At 68.4% G+C, this 17423-nt stretch carries 12 protein-coding genes and 1 pseudogene; 6 read left to right on the top strand and 7 right to left on the bottom strand.

Features of this window, described 5'->3' with window-relative positions:
* Together ACLQ3J_RS01930 and hemE are read right to left on the bottom strand one after the other, a co-directional pair.
* Positions 1 to 1359 (bottom strand): protoporphyrinogen oxidase, encoded by a 1359-nt coding sequence (locus ACLQ3J_RS01930; protein ID WP_425902014.1) that lies wholly within the window; start codon positions 1357 to 1359, stop codon positions 1 to 3.
* On the bottom strand, positions 1356 to 2453 hold the full coding sequence (gene hemE, locus ACLQ3J_RS01925) for a uroporphyrinogen decarboxylase (protein ID WP_296551140.1): 1098 nt from the start codon (positions 2451 to 2453) through the stop codon (positions 1356 to 1358). The genes ACLQ3J_RS01930 and hemE overlap by 4 nt, the downstream gene beginning before the upstream one ends.
* A 133-nt stretch (positions 2454 to 2586) precedes the next feature.
* Between hemE and ACLQ3J_RS01920 the strand changes: the two genes are divergently transcribed.
* Genes ACLQ3J_RS01920 through ACLQ3J_RS01910 form a run of 3 tightly spaced genes read left to right on the top strand, consistent with a single transcriptional unit; the run spans position 2587 to position 6000 of the window.
* A complete protein-coding gene (locus tag ACLQ3J_RS01920) occupies positions 2587 to 3159 on the top strand; it encodes a DUF3000 domain-containing protein (protein WP_169620697.1) in 573 nt (190 codons plus the stop codon).
* 54 nt (positions 3160 to 3213) lie between these two features.
* Positions 3214 to 4644, top strand: coding sequence for a WS/DGAT/MGAT family O-acyltransferase (locus ACLQ3J_RS01915; protein WP_296551141.1), 1431 nt, complete (start codon positions 3214 to 3216; stop codon positions 4642 to 4644).
* A gap of 60 nt (positions 4645 to 4704) precedes the next feature.
* On the top strand, positions 4705 to 6000 hold the full coding sequence (locus ACLQ3J_RS01910; RefSeq protein ID WP_296551142.1) for a ribonuclease D: 1296 nt from the start codon (positions 4705 to 4707) through the stop codon (positions 5998 to 6000).
* Positions 6001 to 6007: 7 nt separating this feature from the next.
* On the opposite strand, the gene ACLQ3J_RS01905 is transcribed toward ACLQ3J_RS01910, so the two are convergent.
* Together ACLQ3J_RS01905 and ACLQ3J_RS01900 are read right to left on the bottom strand one after the other, a co-directional pair.
* On the bottom strand, positions 6008 to 7018 hold the full coding sequence (locus ACLQ3J_RS01905) for an alpha/beta hydrolase (RefSeq protein WP_425902013.1): 1011 nt from the start codon (positions 7016 to 7018) through the stop codon (positions 6008 to 6010).
* Positions 7015 to 7824: an oxygenase MpaB family protein gene (locus ACLQ3J_RS01900; RefSeq protein ID WP_425902011.1), complete on the bottom strand. Its 810-nt coding sequence runs from the start codon at positions 7822 to 7824 to the stop codon at positions 7015 to 7017. The genes ACLQ3J_RS01905 and ACLQ3J_RS01900 overlap by 4 nt, the downstream gene beginning before the upstream one ends.
* A 352-nt stretch (positions 7825 to 8176) precedes the next feature.
* Between ACLQ3J_RS01900 and ACLQ3J_RS01895 the strand changes: the two genes are divergently transcribed.
* The 3 genes from ACLQ3J_RS01895 to ACLQ3J_RS01885 all read left to right on the top strand — a co-directional run bounded on the left by ACLQ3J_RS01895 (position 8177) and on the right by ACLQ3J_RS01885 (position 13120).
* Complete coding sequence (locus ACLQ3J_RS01895; RefSeq protein ID WP_169620693.1) at positions 8177 to 9397, top strand: thiolase family protein; 1221 nt, start codon at positions 8177 to 8179, stop codon at positions 9395 to 9397.
* Between the two features lie 2 nt (positions 9398 to 9399).
* A complete protein-coding gene (locus tag ACLQ3J_RS01890; RefSeq protein ID WP_296551147.1) occupies positions 9400 to 11541 on the top strand; it encodes a 3-hydroxyacyl-CoA dehydrogenase NAD-binding domain-containing protein in 2142 nt (713 codons plus the stop codon).
* Between the two features lie 181 nt (positions 11542 to 11722).
* The gene (locus tag ACLQ3J_RS01885; protein WP_169620691.1) at positions 11723 to 13120 is read left to right on the top strand and encodes a sugar porter family MFS transporter; all 1398 of its coding nucleotides are present in this window, start codon (positions 11723 to 11725) and stop codon (positions 13118 to 13120) included.
* A 132-nt stretch (positions 13121 to 13252) separates the two neighbouring features.
* Here ACLQ3J_RS01885 and dxs read toward each other — a convergent pair.
* From dxs to ACLQ3J_RS01870, 3 genes and pseudogenes are all read right to left on the bottom strand, one after another.
* Positions 13253 to 15127, bottom strand: a pseudogene (gene dxs, locus ACLQ3J_RS01880) (1-deoxy-D-xylulose-5-phosphate synthase); the annotation flags it as partial.
* A gap of 157 nt (positions 15128 to 15284) precedes the next feature.
* On the bottom strand, positions 15285 to 16892 hold the full coding sequence (locus tag ACLQ3J_RS01875; RefSeq protein WP_206038721.1) for an MDR family MFS transporter: 1608 nt from the start codon (positions 16890 to 16892) through the stop codon (positions 15285 to 15287).
* Positions 16889 to 17353 carry a MarR family winged helix-turn-helix transcriptional regulator gene (locus tag ACLQ3J_RS01870; protein ID WP_169620689.1) on the bottom strand — a complete coding sequence of 155 codons (465 nt, stop codon included), beginning with the start codon at positions 17351 to 17353 and terminating at the stop codon, positions 16889 to 16891. The genes ACLQ3J_RS01875 and ACLQ3J_RS01870 overlap by 4 nt, the downstream gene beginning before the upstream one ends.
* Positions 17354 to 17423 lie beyond the last annotated feature (70 nt).

The following is a 17423-nucleotide window of genomic DNA, read 5'->3' as shown; positions in this document are numbered from 1 at the left end:
TCATCCTGCCATTCGTGCGGCGAGTCGTGCCGCCGCGGTGGTTCCCGACGCGACGCATGCGGGGACGCCGACACCGTGCAGCATCGCGCCGGCGATTTCGAGTCCGTCGACTTCCGCGACTGCGGCGTCGAGCGCGCCGACGACATCGTTGTGCCCGGACCGATACTGCGGAAGCCCCCCGTGCCAGCGCTGCACGTAGGAGGCCACCGGCTCGTCCTCGACTCCGGTCACGGCGGCGAGGTCGGCGCGGGCGAGGGTGACGAGTTGCTCGTCGGAGGCGGAGAGCAGCGCGTCGTCGCCGTAGCGCCCGAACGACGCCCGGGCGAGCGCGACGTCACGCTGCGCGAGATGTGGCCACTTCCGGCTCGACAGGGTGAACGCCTTCGCGGCGAGTTCTTCTCCGGTCGCCACCAGAATCCCGGAGTTCTGCGGCAACGCCGAACCGCCGGGGAGAGCGAGAGCGACGACGACCGACGACGCGAGGGGTATCTCTGCCGCAAGGTCCGCGGCCGTCGGCACCGCCTCGGCCAGAAGCGCGGCGACCTCGGTGGCGGGTACCGCCAGCACAACTCCGTCGACCTCGCCGACGGGGTCGAGCGACCATCGTCCGTTGCTGCGGCGCAGCCCGCCCGCGGTGGTCTCCAGGTGGATCTCGGGCGCGGCCGCACGCTCGAGCGCTGCGAGCAGCACCCCGTAGCCGTCGCGCAGAGTGCCGAAGACGGGGGTGTGCGACGGTGCCGGAAGTGCCGCCGCGACCGCGGCGGTCAGGCTCGTCGCACCGGCGTCGAGTGCCGCGGCGAGCGCCGGGACGGTGGCGCGGACACCGGCGGTGTCGGACAGTCCCGAGTAGACCCCGCCCAGGAGCGGATCGACACTGCGGCGGACGACCTGCTCGCCGAAACGCGAGCCGACGAGCGCGGCAACCGACATGTCGCCGGTCCGATCCCAGTTGAGCGGCACGCCCGGTTCGTCGCTGATGCGCTGCAGCGTCTCGTCGTCGACGAGTCCTTCGACGGAACGGGCGTCGGCGGGGATACCCATGAGCGTCCCGGCGGGCAGCGGCCGAAGCCGGCCCCCGGCATAGAGCAGTGGCCGCGCGCCCGACGGATGGACGATCTGGTCGCTCAGGCCCAGTTCGTCGAGCAGGGCGGGAACCTCGGGCCGACGTGCGATGAAGGCTTCGGCGCCCACGTCGACGGGCCCGTTCGCGAGGTCCACGGTGTGCAGTTTGCCGCCGAGTCGCGGGGACCGTTCGAGTACGACGATCCGGGCATCGGGGCCGAGTGCGCCGCGCAAGCGGTAGGCGGCGACGAGGCCGCTGATGCCACCACCGACGACGGCGACGACAGGGTCGGTCACAACGAATGCACCAGCTCGACGACGCGGGTGAGCATGTCGGGATCGGTGTCGGGCAGCACACCGTGGCCGAGGTTGAAGATGTGGCCTGTCGCACCGGCCGCGAGTGCGCGGTCCGCTTCGGCGACCACGCGCCGGACCTCGCGTTCGATGACGTCCCAGCCGGCGAACAGGATGGCGGGATCGAGGTTGCCCTGCAGCGCCTTACCCGGCCCGACCCGCTGCGCCGCCACATCGAGCGGGATGCGCCAGTCGACTCCGACGACGTCGGCTCCGGCCTCGCCCATCGCGCCGAGCAATTCGCCTGTGCCCACACCGAAATGGATCCGCGGTACCTGGGCGGCAGCGAGTTCTGCGAACACGCGCTCGGAGTGCGGGAGCACGTATTCGCGGTAGTCGGACAACGGGAGCGCCCCGGCCCACGAGTCGAACAGCTGGATCGCGTCGACGCCGGCTGCCAGCTGGGCGCGCAGGAAAGTGATGGCCATGTCGGTCAGACGCCCGAGCAGCGAGTGCCAGGTTGCCGGATCGGAGTGCATGAGCGCCTTGGTGCGCTCGTGGTTGCGGCTCGGGCCACCTTCGACCAGGTAGGACGCGAGCGTGAAGGGGGCTCCCGCGAAACCGATCAGCGGAGTGGTGCCCAGTTCCTTGGTCAGCAACGTCACGGCGCGAGCGACCGCGCCCACTTCCTCGGCTTCGAGGTGCGGAAGGGCGGCGACATCGGCAGCGGTGCGCACCGGGTCGGCGACGACCGGCCCGGTTCCGGCGACGATGTCGAGATCGATTCCCGCAGCCTTGAGCGGAACCACGATGTCGGAGAACAGAATTGCGGCATCGACCTTGTGCCGGCGTACCGGCTGCATCGTGATCTCGCAGACGAGTTCGGGGTCGAAGCACGATTCGAGCATGCCGACGCCCGCGCGGATCTCCCGGTATTCCGGCAGCGAACGCCCCGCCTGACGCATGAACCACACCGGGCGGTGCGACGGCTGCTTCCCCCGGGCCGCAGCCAGCAACGGAGCCTCCGGCAACGCTCTGCGCGACGGGTACTCCGCGGGCACCGCGGAAGCGACGTTCGTGTTTTCCAAGCCGGTCATCGATCCTCGTTCTTCGGTCTCGTCGGGTTCGGTCGGACCCCGGTTCGAAGCCCATGCTGCCACGCTCCCCCGCCCCGCCGGAACCGGCGCGCCTCCCGCGTGCACTGCGTCACCGGCGCTAACGTCCGCTGTCGTGACCACCTCACCCGAGCCGGCCCGCTTCCGCGCGGCCGTCGAATCGATGAAGGCGGCCACCGTCCGCAGCGAGATCGAAGTGGCACCGATCAGACCACCGCAGCGACTGGCACCGCACAGTTTCGCGCTGGGCGCCGAGGTCCTGCACGACGAGTCCGACGGTGTCCCCGAGGAATCCGAAGGCGATGCCTTCGGCCGCCTCATCCTCCTGTACGACCCGAACGGTGACGAAGCCTGGCACGGCACCACTCGGCTCGTCGCGTACATCCAGGCCGACGTCGACGCCTCACTCGCCGCCGACTCGCTGCTTCCGGATGTGGCCTGGAGCTGGCTGGTCGATGCCCTCGAAGCGCACGGCGAGCCGTTGACCGCGCTCGGCGGAACCGTGACGGCGACGAGTTCGGTGCGGTTCGGCGACATCGCCGGCCCTCCGCGAGCGCATCAACTCGAGCTTCGCGCGTCGTGGACTCCTCGCTCCGACGTGCTCGCCCCGCACGTCGAAGCCTTCTGCGATGTCCTCGCATACGCCGCGGGTCTTCCGCCTACCGGCGTAGCGCAACTGCGGTCCTGACGGATACGCCCGATTCGGGCCTTCGGGAGACGGTCGAGTTCTAGCCTGAGGGGCATGCAGCGCCTCAGTGGTCTCGACGCCGGCTTCCTCTACCTCGAAACCCCCAGCCAGCACCTGCACATCTGCGGGTTGCTCGTCCTCGATCCCTCCACGGTGCCGGACGGATACGACTACCGGGCCGTCCGCCGGGAGTTGGACGCACGCCTCGACGCGGTCCCCGCCTTCCGCATGAAGCTCGCCGACAGCCGCTTCAATCTCGACCATCCGGTCTGGGTCGACGACAAGGACTTCGACCTCGACCGTCACCTGCATCATGTCGCGGTACCGTCTCCGGGCTCGCGGACCGAACTCGCCGACCTGTGCGGCCACATCGCCGCGCAGCCGCTCGACCGTGCGAAGCCCCTGTGGGAGATGTGGGTGGTCGAAGGACTCGACGACGGTTCGATCGCGGTGATCCTCAAGATGCACCACGCAGGCGTGGACGGGGTGTCGGGTGCGGCGATGATCGCTCAGCTGTGCAGCCTCGACCCGGCGGCACCGCGCCCCGACACGATCGCCCCCGGCGTCGGCGGCGGAAACGAGATCTACATGGCGGTCGCCGGCGCGGTGAACGTCGCCCTGCGTCCCCTGCACCTGGCCCGGATACTTCCGTCCGCCGTGACCTCGGTGGCGTCCTGGGTGGCACGAGCGCGCCGTGGAGACGCCATGCCGGCCCCCTTCACCGCGCCGCGGACCCCGTTCAACTCGACGATCACCGGCCACCGGGCCGTGGCGTTCGCCCAACTCGACCTCGCGGATGTCAAAGCCGTGAAGAACGCGTTCGGCGTCAAGGTCAACGACGTGGTGATGACCCTCGTGGCGAGTGCGCTGCGCAGTTACCTCGCAGGCCGGGGCGAACTCCCCGACAGTCCGCTCGTCGGGATGGTGCCGGTCTCGGTCCACGAGGAGTCCGACCGGCCGGGACGTAACCAGGTGTCGGCGATGTTCGCGGGCCTGCACACCCACATCGAAGATCCGGTCGAGCGCCTGCGCGCACTCGCCGACGCGAACGAGGTGGCCAAGGACCACAACGCCGAGCTGGGCGCGAACATGCTGCAGGACTGGTCGCAGTTCATGGGAGCTGCGGTGTTCGGCGCAGCCATGCGCACGTACGCCGCATTGCGGCTCGCCGACAAACACCCCGCGATCCACAACCTGGTCATCTCCAACGTGCCCGGTCCCCCGCAGGCGCTCTACTTCCTCGGAGCGCACGTGACCGCGCTGTACCCGTTCGGCCCGCTCTTCCACGGAGCCGGACTCAACATCACGGTGATCTCGCTCGAAGACAAACTCGACGTCGGCCTCATCACCTGCCCGGAACTGGTCCCGGACCTGTGGGTACTGACCGACTGTCTGGCGCCGGCGCTCGACGAGTTGCTGGCCGCCGCGGAGCAGGCCCGGTCATCGGACGACGAGGACTCGAGCATCGACGGCGTGAGCCGATGAGCGCCCGTTCTGCGCGCGGCACAATCTCGCTTTCCCAGGACAGCCGCTAGAGTCACGCCCATGTCTGCAGGCCAGGACCACGAGACGGTAGTGCCCGAGCACAGCTCTCCCACTGGCGGTGATTCCCCGAACGAGCACCCGCCCGCGGCGACGGTGCCGCTCCTCGAGCCGCGGGAGGGCGTACCCGAGGTGGTCACCACCGCCGCGGGTGTCGCCGAGGCGGCTGCGCTGCTCGCCCGCGGGCACGGACCGCTGGCCGTCGACGCGGAACGGGCCTCCGGCTACCGCTACTCCGCCCGGGCCTATCTCGTCCAGTTGCGGCGCAACGGCGCCGGCACCGTGCTTCTCGACCCGATCCCCACGGCAGCCGACCTCGCGCCGCTCGCGGAAGTGATCAACGACCTCGAGTGGGTGCTGCATTCGGCCGACCAGGATCTTCCGGGCCTGGCAGAACTGGGCCTGCACCCCGCTGTGCTGTACGACACCGAACTGGCGGGCCGGCTCGCCGGGTTCCCGCGGGTCGGGCTCGCTGCGATCGTCGCCGACACGCTGGGGTTCGAACTGAGGAAGGGGCACGGGGCCGCGGACTGGTCGACGCGTCCGCTGCCCGACTCCTGGCTGAACTACGCGGCGCTCGACGTGGAAATCCTCGTCGAACTCCGCGACGCGATGGCCGAGGAACTCGAACGGCAGAACAAGACGGAGTGGGCCGCGCAGGAGTTCGAACACATCCGGCTGGCCGGACCACCCGCACCGAAGCCCGAACGTTGGCGGCGAACGTCGAAGATCCACACGCTCAAAGACCCGCGCCGTCTCGCGATCGTGCGCGAGTTGTGGATCACCCGGGACGAGATCGCCGCGAACCGGGATATCGCGCCGGGCCGCATCCTTCCGGATTCGGCGATCATTGCGGCGGCGGAGGCCGCGCCGGCCACCCTCACCGACCTGCGCGCCCTCCCGGTCTTCGGTGGACCTCGTCAGCGGCGGTCGTCGCGGCTGTGGTTGTCGGCGATCGATCGTGCCCGCGCCCTGCCCACGTCGGAACTGCCTCCGGTCACCCCGCCGTTCACCGGTCCTCCGCCCGTGGGCCGGTGGGCCCGGCACCATCCCGAGGCTGCCGCACGACTGACGGCCGCGCGCGCCGAACTCGCAGCGCTGAGCGAGGAGGTGTCGGTTCCCGTCGAGAATCTGGTGAGCCCCGAACTCGTTCGGCGCCTGTGCTGGGACTGGGACGTCACGCCCGGGTCGGATGCCGAGGCCTACATCGAGGAGAAGTTCGCGGCCGGAGGTGCCCGGCCGTGGCAGCGGGCGCTGACGGCACCGCGGCTCGCGAAAGCTCTCGCGCCGGCGGAGTAGCGACCGGTCAGGACGGATCTGCTCCTCGTGCGAGAGCGTCGCGCACGAAGTGTCCGAGGTGCCGGGCCGCAGCGGCCGCCTCGGGGACGAGCGGGTGGAATGCGTGCCACACGTGTACCTGTCCGGGCCAGATCTGCAGTTCGTGGGGCACTCCCGCCGCGGCGAGAGCCTCCTCGAGGGCCTGCGTGTCGCCGGTGATCGCTTCGGTTTCCCCGCCCTGGACGAAAAACGGCGGCCAATGCGGCCCGGGAGTCGCGGCGAGCAGATCGAGGCGAGGATCGGCCGGGTCGCCGTCCGGGACGTGGGCGCGCCGCGCACGGTCTGCGAACTTCACCGACAGGAACGGATCACGCCGGGCCGCTTCACGTTCCCAGCCGGTGCGGAGCCACAGGTCCAGCCACGGAGAGACGAGTGCGACCCCGGCGGGCAGATCTGCGCCTTCCCGGTCGAGTTCGACGACGAGTCCGTAGGCGAGGTGGCCGCCGGCGGAATCTCCGGCGATCACGATGTCGCGGGCAGCGTAGCCACGTATCCGGAGGTGGTCGAACCCGGCGCGGACGTCGTCGGGCGCTGCCGGGAACGGTGCTTCCGGTGCGCGACGGTAATCGGGCAGGAATGCGGGGACTCCTGCGGCACGGGCGATTCGGGCGGCGACGCCGATGTGCGACGCGGACGACCCCATCACGAAGCCTCCCCCGTGCAGGTAGTAGAGAACGTGCGGCGAGTCGCCGGTCCCGGGCGGGACCACCCATCGGCCGGGGACCGGTCCGGTGCGGTCGCGCGCGACGCGTGTGCCCCGCGCGAGGTCGAGGCGACCGGCGCCCGACAATCCGAGACGCAGACCGCCGAGCGGCACCGGGCCGAGCGGGACGACGTCCGCGAGGATCCGGGCGCTCACGGCGAGGACCGCCGCGAGGGCCCGGCTACGGCGGCTCCCGCGCCCGGGAGGCACTACGGCGACGGTGGCGTGCCCCTCGTCGCCACGGCCGCTTACCGGTCCGACGGGCACACGGCTCACGCCGGCGCCCCGTCCGTCGTGGCCGAACGTGCCCCGAACCGGCGACGCGCGTCATGCAGGACGAGCGACGCGGGAAGGTGGCGCACCCGGAGCGGAAGTGCCCGGTACAGCGGCGCGGCGACCCGCATGGCGCGGTCGAACCTGCGCTGCTGAGGGTCCGTCCAGAGGAGGCCGTAGGCGTCGCGGATGCGGGCATCGAGAAGACCGACGGTGAGGAAGCGGGCGGGTGACATACCCGCGCGGATGTACCACGGCGCGTGCCCGCCGCGTAGCAGTGCGTGCGCGTAGGCACGGACGGTGTCGTCGACGACGAGATCTGCGACGACGCTGTCCCAGTAGTCCTCGAATGCCGCGAGGTCGGCCGGCCACAACTCCGCCGGAACCTGAAGCGCGGTGCCGTAGACCGCGAACTCCCGGTACATCCGCTCGGCCTCCGACCGGTCGAGAGGCCCGAAGAAGCGTTCGTAGATGTCGCGGCCACCGTGGAACATGACCGCCGCGATCCACAACTGCAACTTCGGGTCGAAGGCGTTGTATCCCTCTGCCCGGACGGGCGCATGAGCACGGTTGACGAACCGGACCACCGCGCGCCGCTCCTCGTCGCTGCCGAACGCCACAAGAAAGATGTACGCGCTCGTGTTCCGGAAACGAGCAATCGGGTCCGTGAGGGCCTTGCTGTGCTCGGCTACTCCGCGCCCGACCGGGGCAAGTGCAATCTCCGTGAGGAAGCGTCGAGGGGAACTGAGCAGGAACACTGCCTCACCTACCACGCCCTGCACCGTGGGGTCGGGCCGACGTCGCATCATGGAGTGCAATGTATCCGCAGATCAAGCAGTGTCAAGAGGAACGAGCCCGATGGCGATGCCCGTGCGCCGTGTCGCCGCTTGGTGGGAATGCTCGTTAACTTGCCGAGGGGTGACGCGTGCATCCGGCGTCACCATGTCAGTCGGCGCCTACGGGCACCGCGGGGAGCGAGAACACACTGCTCACAGGCGTGCGCCGGGGTGACCCGCATACCGGCGCCAAATCGCAGGTATTAAGTTACTCACCGGTAATGACAATGTAGGCTTGTCCGCGAGGCCGGTCGCCGTCTGGCGATCGAGCACTCCTCGCCACGGCACGTGTCGGCGAGTAATCGCTCCATCAGGAGGAATCCGCGTGGCTCCCACCACCTCAACACAACGCAACGTCGTCTTCGTCGACGGAATCCGGACTCCGTTCGGTAAGGCCGGCCCCAAGGGCATGTACGCCGAGACCCGTGCCGACGACCTCGTCGTGAAGGCGATCCGTGAACTGCTGCGCCGCAATCCGCAGCTCGACCCCTCCCGTGTCGACGAGGTCGCAGTCGCGGCCACCACACAGACCGGCGACCAGGGCCTGACCATCGGCCGGACATCCGCGATTCTCGCGGGCCTGCCGGAAACCGTGCCCGGCTTCGCCATCGACCGCATGTGCGCAGGCGCCATGACGGCCGTGACCACCACGGCATCCGGGATCGGCTTCGGTCAGTACGACGTCGTCATCGCCGGTGGTGTCGAGCACATGGGCCGCCACCCGATGGGTGAGGGCGCGGACCCCAACCCGCGTTTCCTCGCCGACAAGCTGGTCGATCCGAGCGCGCTCGTCATGGGCAACACCGCCGAGAACCTGCACGACCGGTTCCCGAGCATCACCAAGGACCGCACCGACGCCTACGCGGTCAACAGCCAGAACAAGTACGACGCCGCCAAGAAGGCCGGCTGGATCGCCGACACGCTGGTTCCCGTCGCGACTCGCTCCGCCACCGGCTGGGGCCTCGCCACCGAGGACGAGCCGCCCCGCCCGGGCACCACGATCGAAGATCTCGCAAAGCTCAAGACGCCGTTCCGCCCCGCCGGCCGTATCACCGCGGGCAACGCAGCGGGTCTCAACGACGGCGCGACGGCCGCGATTCTCGCGGGCGAGGACACCGCACGTGAGCTCGGTCTGCCCGTCGGCATGCGCATGGTCGGCTTCTCCTTCCAGGGCGTCGATCCCGCGGTCATGGGCATCGGCCCCGTCCCCGCGACCGAGAAGCTGCTCGCCCGCACCGGCCTGAGCATCGAGGACATCGGTCTGTTCGAGATCAACGAGGCGTTCGCCGTGCAGGTGCTCGCGTTCCTCGAGCACTTCGGCATCGACGACGACGACCCGCGCGTCAACCAGTGGGGCGGTGCGATCGCGTGCGGCCACCCGCTCGCCTCGTCGGGCGTCCGCCTGATGACCCAGCTGTCGCACCAGTTCGCGCAGCATCCCGAGGTCCGCTACGGCCTGACGACCATGTGCATCGGTCTCGGCATGGGCGGCACCGTGATCTGGGAGAACCCGAACCACGCCGATTACGAATCCGGAGCCGCATAACCATGACATCGGACACCGCACACGGGGCGACCGACGCGACGGGGATCGCGTCCGCGTTCGCCGACGAGGTCGTCACCCACGCGTACACCAAGCTGCTTTCCGTCCCCGGCATCGAGGGACCGGTAGCCCTGATCACGCTGGACAACGGCTTCGACCACACCAAGCCGAACTCGTTCGGTCCCGCGGGACTGCTCGCCTTCGACAAGGCGCTGGACGAGGCGTTCGCCGCCAACCCGGCCGCGATCGCCGTCACCGGCAAGCCGTTCATCTTCGCAGCGGGCGCCGATCTCAAGGGCGTTCCCGCCGTCACGCGCCGTGAACAGGGCGTGGAGCTCGGAACCCTGGGACACAACGTGTTCCGCCGTCTGCGCGACACGACGATCCCGACCTTCGCCTTCGTCAACGGTCTGGCGCTCGGCGGCGGACTCGAGGTCGGACTGCACACGCACTACCGCACGGTCGCCGACAACGTTCCGGCGCTCGGCCTGCCCGAGACGATGCTCGGCCTGGTCCCCGGTTGGGGTGGCACACAGCTTCTCCCGAACATCGTCGGCCCCGACAACGCCGTCACCCTGATTCTCGAGAATCCGCTGAACAACGGCCGCACCATCAAGGCCAAGCAGGCCGAGGCGCTCGGTTACGCCGACGTCGTGCTGGCATCGGCCGATTTCCTCGAGCAGTCGCTCGCGTGGGCGTCGAAGGTGCTCGCGGGCGAGATCGTGCCGGCGCGTCCGGAGATCGACCGCGGGGCCGGCTGGGATGCCGCCATGGCACGCGCCAAGGCCCTCGTCGCCGGAAAGACCCGCGGCTTCTCCCCCGCCGCCGAGCGTGCGATCGAGCTCCTCGAACTCGCCCGCACCACCGACATCTCCGATCCCGAGTCGCTGAGCAAGGGCTTCGACGCCGAGACCGAGGCGCTCGCCGACCTGCTGATGTCCGACGAACTGCGTGCGGGTCTGTACGCATTCGATCTGGTCAACAAGCGCGCCAAGCGCCCCGCCGGCGCTCCGGACAAGTCCCTCGCCCGCAAGATCAGCGGCGTCGGCATCGTGGGCGCGGGCCTGATGGCCAGCCAGCTCGCGTTGCTGTTCGTCCGTCAGCTCAAGGTGCCGGTGATCCTGACCGACATCGACCAGGATCGCATCGACAAGGGTGTCGGCTACGTCCACACCGAGATCGACAAGCTGCAGGGCAAGGGCCGGTTGTCGCCCGACGCCGCGAACCGCCTCAAGGCGCTCGTCACCGGTTCGCTCGACAAGGCCGCGTTCGCGAAGACCGACTTCGTGATCGAAGCCGTGTTCGAGAACATGGACGTCAAGAAGCAGGTGTTCAGCGAGCTCGAGCAGCACGTCACGCCCGAGACGATCCTCGCCACGAACACCTCGTCGCTGTCGATCACCGAGATGGCGTCGGGCCTGCAGCATCCCGAGCGGGTCGTGGGATTCCACTTCTTCAACCCGGTCGCCGTGCTGCCGCTGCTCGAGGTCATCCGGGGCGAGAAGACCGACGACGCCACGCTGGCAACGGCATTCGCGACGGCCAAGTCGCTGAAGAAGTCCGCCGTGCTGTGTGGCGACAAGCCCGGCTTCGTCTTCAACCGCCTGGTCACCCGCACCCTCGGTGAGGTCATGACCGCTGTGGACGAAGGCACCCCGTTCGAGGTGGCGGACAACGCCGTCGGCGCGCTCGGCATGCCGATGTCGCCGTTCACGTTGCTCGCGCTGGTCGGGCCCGCCGTCGCCCTGCACACCGGGGAGACCCTGCAGGCCGCGTACCCCGACCGCTTCGTGTCGTCGCCCGGTCTCGAGGCGCTGGTGGAAGCCCGTAAGCCCGGCGTGTGGTCGTACGCCGACGGGCAGCAGGTCGTCGATCCCGAGGTCGCCGCACTGTGGCCGCAGGGTGACTCCCCGTCCACCGCGGAGGAGGTGCTCGAGCGCACCCGCCGGGCATTCGCAGAGGAGATCGCGATCATGCTCGACGAAGGTGTCGTCGCAGCACCCGAGGACATCGACCTGTGCCTGATCCTCGGCGGCGGCTTCGCGTTCTGGAACGGCGGCATCACGCCGTACCTGGATCGCACCGGAACGTCGGAGGCCGTCAACGGCAAGCGTTTCCTGGCCCCGGGCGTCGCCGACGTCGCGTAGCACCGGTTGCGCTCGGCGCACCTGAAAAGAAGGCGTGTCGCCCCCTGGGGCGGCACGCCTTTCTTCGTGTGAAGATCGTCCCCCGCAACCTGTCGCGGCGTAGTGTCCCCGATGAGCAATTGCCGTAGCTTTCCGACCGAGCAGCGCCCCCGGGTGGTGCACGACGTCAGCAGGAGCTTTCATGACGCAACCGTCGTCCGCACACGCTGCCAAGGTCATCGCGGTTACCGTCGCCGCTGCAGTGGGCGGATTCCTGTTCGGGTTCGACAGCTCCGTCATCAACGGCGCTGTGGACTCGATCGAGCAGAATTTCGCGCTCAGTTCGTTCGTCACCGGGTTCGCGGTCGCGATCGCGCTGCTCGGCTGCGCGGTAGGTGCCTGGTTCGCGGGCAGGCTCGCCGATCGCTGGGGCCGCAAGCGAGTCATGGTGCTCGGCTCGATCCTGTTCCTGGTCTCGTCGACCGGTTCCGGCCTCGCGTTCAGCGTCCCCGACCTCATGCTCTGGCGGGTTCTGGGCGGACTGGGCATCGGCATCGCGTCGGTCATCGCGCCGACCTACATCTCCGAGATCGCACCGGCCCGGTACCGCGGCGGTCTCGCCTCGCTGCAGCAACTCGCCATCACCCTCGGCATCTTCGCGGCCCTGCTGTCCGACGCGGTGTTGCAGAACGCCGCAGGCGGTGCGTCGAACGACCTGTGGTGGGGACTCGAGGCCTGGCGGTGGATGTTCCTCGTCGGAGTCGTCCCCGCTGCGGTCTACGGCATACTCGCGGTGCTGATCCCCGAGTCGCCGCGATACCTGGTGGGGCAGGATCTCGACGAGGAAGCCGCCGAGGTCCTCGCCAACGTGACCGGTGAACTGGAACCGGAAGAACGGGTACGCGAGATCCGGCTGACACTGCGGCGCGATACGAAGGCGTCGTTCGGAGATATCCGGGGCCCGGTCTTCGGGTTGCAATCGATCGTCTGGGTCGGCATCACGATGGCGATCTTCCAGCAGTTCGTCGGCATCAACGCGATCTTCTACTACTCGACGACACTGTGGCAGTCGGTGGGGTTCACCGAGAACGAGTCGTTCACGACCTCGGTGATCACCGCCCTGATCAACGTGGTGATGACCTTCGTGGCGATCCTGTTCGTGGACAAGATCGGCCGGCGACCGCTGCTGATGACCGGTTCCCTCGGGATGTTCGTCAGCCTGTTGCTGGCCGCGATCGCGTTCTCCCAAGCCGAGGGCGGAGGCGACGACGTGTCGCTGCCGGCACCGTGGGGTGCCGTGGCACTCGTCGGCGCGAACGCGTTCGTCATCTTCTTCGCCGCCACCTGGGGACCCATCATGTGGGTCATGCTGGGCGAGATGTTCCCGAACCGAATGCGGGCTGTCGCGCTCGGTATCAGTACGGCCGCGAACTGGATCGCGAATTTCACCGTGACCCTGGCCTTCCCGCCGTTGACATCAGCTGTGGGCCTGTGGTTCCTCTACGGATTGTTCGCGTTCTTCGCGTTGCTGTCGTTCTTCTTCGTCAAGTCGAAGATTCGGGAGACCAAGGGAATGGAACTCGAGGACATGCAGACCTGATCCCCGGGGGGATCAGCCGACCTCCCGCTCGAGTTCCGCTTCCGTGCCCTTCTTCGGGGCAACACCGTTGCCGTTTCCGGCCGACGCAGTGCCGTGTGCGGCCGCCTTGGGAGACGCGACGGTGTGCGGGGTGGCAGCCCATCCCGTCACACGGCGCACGACGTCCTCGACGGTGAGCCCGAGTTCCTGATGGATCTCGGAGCGCGACGCGTGATCGAGGAACCGCTGCGGCACCCCGAGGGCGCGCAGGGGTACGTCGATGTCGCGGTCGCGGAGCGCAGCGGCCACCGCCGACCCCACACCGCCGTGTGTACCGCTGTCCTCGATCGTCACGACGAGCCGGAATGCGCGCGCCAGTTCGGTGATCGATTCGGGGACGGGGAGCACCCACCGCGGATCGACGACCGCGACGCTGATCCCCTGCTCCGCGAGAACCTCGGCGGCGTCGAGTGCGAGTCGCACGAATGCACCCACCGCGACGACGAGCACGTCGCCGGAGCGTTCCTCGGGCATCCGCAGCACGTCGACGATTCCGTCGATGCGTTCGACGGCCGGGATGTCTTTCCCGACCGAGCCTTTCGGAAAGCGCAGCACGGTGGGGCCGTCGGAGACGTCGAGTGCTTCGGCAAGCTCTTCTCTCAAGGTCGCCGCGTCGCGCGGCGCAGCCACGCGAATGCCGGGGACGATGCCCAGGAGGGAGAAGTCCCACATGCCGTTGTGGCTCGCGCCGTCCGATCCGGTCACGCCCGCTCGGTCGAGCACCATCGTGACGGGCTGCTTCAGCAACGCGACATCCATCAGCAACTGGTCGAAGGCGCGGTTGAGGAACGTCGAATACACCGCGACGACGGGATGCAGGCCACCGAGCGCGAGGCCGGCGGCGGACGTCACGGCGTGTTGCTCGGCGATACCGACGTCGAAGGTGCGGTCGGGGAACCGCTCGGCGAATTTCGAGAGTCCGGTCGGGCCGGGCATCGCCGCGGTGATGGCGACGACCTCGTTGCGTCCTTCCGCCTGGGCGATCAGTTCCTCGGAGAACACCGACGTCCAGTCGGGTGAGGACGACGACGATGTGGCCACACCGGTGCGCGGGTCCATGATTCCGGTCGCGTGCATCAGATCGGCCAGATGATTCTCGGCCGGTGCGTACCCGGCGCCCTTACGGGTCACGGCATGGACGATCACGGGGCCGCCGTAGGCCTTGGCGCGACGCAGAGCCGCCTCCATGGCCGGCTCGTCGTGGCCGTCGACCGGTCCGAGGTACTTGATCCCGAGATCGGTGAACAGCACCTGCGGGCTGACCGCGTCTTTGACGCCGGCCTTCATGCCGTGGAGCACCGAGTACGCCGTGGGACCGACCACCGGAAGCCGCTTGACGATCCGGCGGCTGTTGTCGAGGGCACGTTCGTATCCGGGCTTGAGGCGCAGCACCGCGAGATGGTCGGCGAGTCCGCCGATCGTCGGTGCGTAGGAACGGCCGTTGTCGTTGACGACGATCACCAGTGATCGGTCGGCGCCGGCGGCGATGTTGTTCAGCGCTTCCCAGCACATTCCGCCGGTGAGCGCTCCGTCGCCGACGACCGCGACGACCGTGCGGTCGGGTTCCTCGGTCAGCGCGAAAGCTTTGGCGAGGCCGTCGGCGTACGACAGCGCCGCCGACGCATGCGACGACTCGATCCAGTCGTGCTCGCTCTCGGACCGGGACGGGTAGCCGGACAACCCCCCGCGCTGGCGCAGGGTGTCGAACCGATCTCTGCGTCCGGTGAGGATCTTGTGGACGTAGGCCTGGTGGCCCGTGTCGAAGAGGATCGGGTCGCGCGGCGAGTCGAAGACCCGATGCAACGCGATGGTCAGTTCCACGACGCCGAGATTGGGCCCGAGGTGTCCCCCGGTCGCAGCCACCTTCTCGACCAGAAAATTGCGGATTTCCCCGGCGAGCTGCGTGATCTCGGTGGGGGTCAACCGACGAAGATCGTCGGGGGACTGTATGCGGGACAAGACACCCACCTGGAGAAGCTCCCTCCGGCTCGGGATTCGCGCGTGGCCGCGCGAGCAAGTGATCACCAGTCTACGGAGCGATTGCAACAAGGGGGTGAGCGCACTCCGCAGAGACGGGGCCCGATGTCGTGATGCACACGACATCGGGCCCCGTCCGCAACGTGCGTCACACGTCGGTCGTGTCCTTGGTGCGCTCGTCACCGGTCGGCTCCTCGACGAGGTCGATGGTGGTGCGCAGTTCCCGGTTGGGGATGACAGCGACTGCGAGCAACGTGATCACTGCGAAGCCTGCGGCCACGAGGAAGAGCGTGCCGGTAGCGTCACCGTAGGCGTGCTGCACGATCTCGACGACGGGCGCGGGCAGCACACTCAGGTCGAGGCTGCCTCCGCCGCCGGCCCCGGCATCGATGCCGAGCTTCGCGAATCCTTCGGCCGAGATCGTGGCGACTCGCGACGCCAGGATCGAGCCCAGGACGGAGACGCCGATCGCGCCACCGAAGGTGCGGAAGAACGCGACGGAGCTACTGGCCGCCCCGATGTTGCGCACGCTGACGGTGTTCTGGACGGCGAGCACGAGGTTCTGCATCAGCATGCCGGTGCCGAGACCCACGATCGCAATGTATCCGCTGATGGCGAGCAGCGACGTGGTGTGGTCGATGGTCCCGAGCAGCGCGAAGCCGACGAGTTGCAGGACCGCACCCCCGATGAGGAAGCCCTTCCACTTACCGAAACGCGTGATGAGCTGACCGGACAGCATCGAGGAGACCAGGGTTCCCGCCACCATCGGAATGGTGAGCAGACCCGCCTCGGTGGGGCTGTATCCGCGAGCGGTCTGGAAGTACTGGCCGAGGAACGTAGTGGCACCGAACAGGCCGACACCGACGGCGATGGACGCGATGATCGCGAGCGCCGTGGTGCGCTCGGAGACGATCTTCGGCGGGATGATCGGGTCGGCAACCTTCGTCTCGACGATGATCGTCGCGATGAGCAGCGCCAATCCCACGCCGACGTAGAGCGCCGATTCGGCGGAGATCCACTCGTAGTAGCCGGCCTTCCCGGCGAAGGACACCCAGACGAGCAGGACGCTCACCGCAGCGGTGATGAGGGTCGCGCCGAGCCAGTCGATGTTGACGTTCTGCTTGCGCACGGTCTCGATGTGCAGGGTGCGCTGGAGCAGGACGAGGGCCACGACGGCGATCGGTACACAGACGTAGAAGCACCAGCGCCAGCCGAGGGTGTCGACGATGACGCCGCCGAGGACGGGACCGCCCGACATCGCGACGGCCATGACCGCGCCCATGTATCCGGAGTAGCGACCGCGCTCGCGGGGCGGGATGATGCTGCCGATGATCGCCACCACGAGGGCGGTCAGACCACCCATGCCGATGCCCTGCACCACACGAGCAGCCAGCAGGATCGGCACGTTGTGCGCGACGCCGGCGAGCACCGACCCGACCACGAAGACCAGGATCGACAGCTGTACCAGGAGTTTCTTGTTGAACAGATCGGCGAACTTGCCCCAGATCGGGGTGGATGCCGCGTTCGCGAGCAGGGCGGTGGTGATCACCCAGGCGTACTGAGTCTGGGTCCCGTTCAGGTCGGCGATGATCGTGGGCAGCGCCGTCGACACGATCGTGCTGCTCAGCAGCGCGGTGAAGAGCGCGGCGAGCAGACCGGAGAGAACGACGAGGATCTCGCGGTGCGTCATCGGCGCATCGGCCTCTGCCTCAGGACCTGGCGGAAAAGCGCCGTGCCTGGAGTCGGTGGTGGTCATGAAGAAGTCCTTTGGGCGGTGGCGGTAGCTATCGGAAGCAATGAAGCGTTGAGCCGGCGGAGAACTGCGATCGCGTCGTCGACCTGCTGCTGATCCCAGTCGGCGAGTTCGGCGGACAATCGCTCGGTGCGCAGTTCGCGGACCGACTCGAGAACGTCCAGTCCCTTCCGCGTACATCGGAGGGTGTGTGCTCGCCGGTCACCGGGGTCCGGGCGTCTTTCGACGAGCCCCCGTTCGACGAGTTCACCGATCTGCCGGCTGAGCGAGGACTGACTGACGCACATCTCCGCGGCGAGTTCGCTGGGTCGGCACTCCCCCGCTCTCGCGAGGAGGATCAGCACCCCGACGAGCGTGTTGGGAAGCACTGCGGTCTCGTTGTGCGCGAGCGCCGAGCGCATCGTTCTACCCAGCAGAAAGATGGCGTCCACGAGTTCGTGCGCCGTCTCGGTCCGAACCGGCACGAAAACCTCCGAAGACAAGTATTTGGTTACGACATGCAACTATAACATATAGTTGCTTGCTGTAACCAAA

This window comes from Rhodococcus sp. DT1, from assembly GCF_049844875.1.
Lineage (GTDB): Bacteria > Actinomycetota > Actinomycetes > Mycobacteriales > Mycobacteriaceae > Rhodococcus.
Note: the sequence above shows the minus strand (reverse complement) of the source record. Positions and strands in the feature narration are given on the sequence as shown.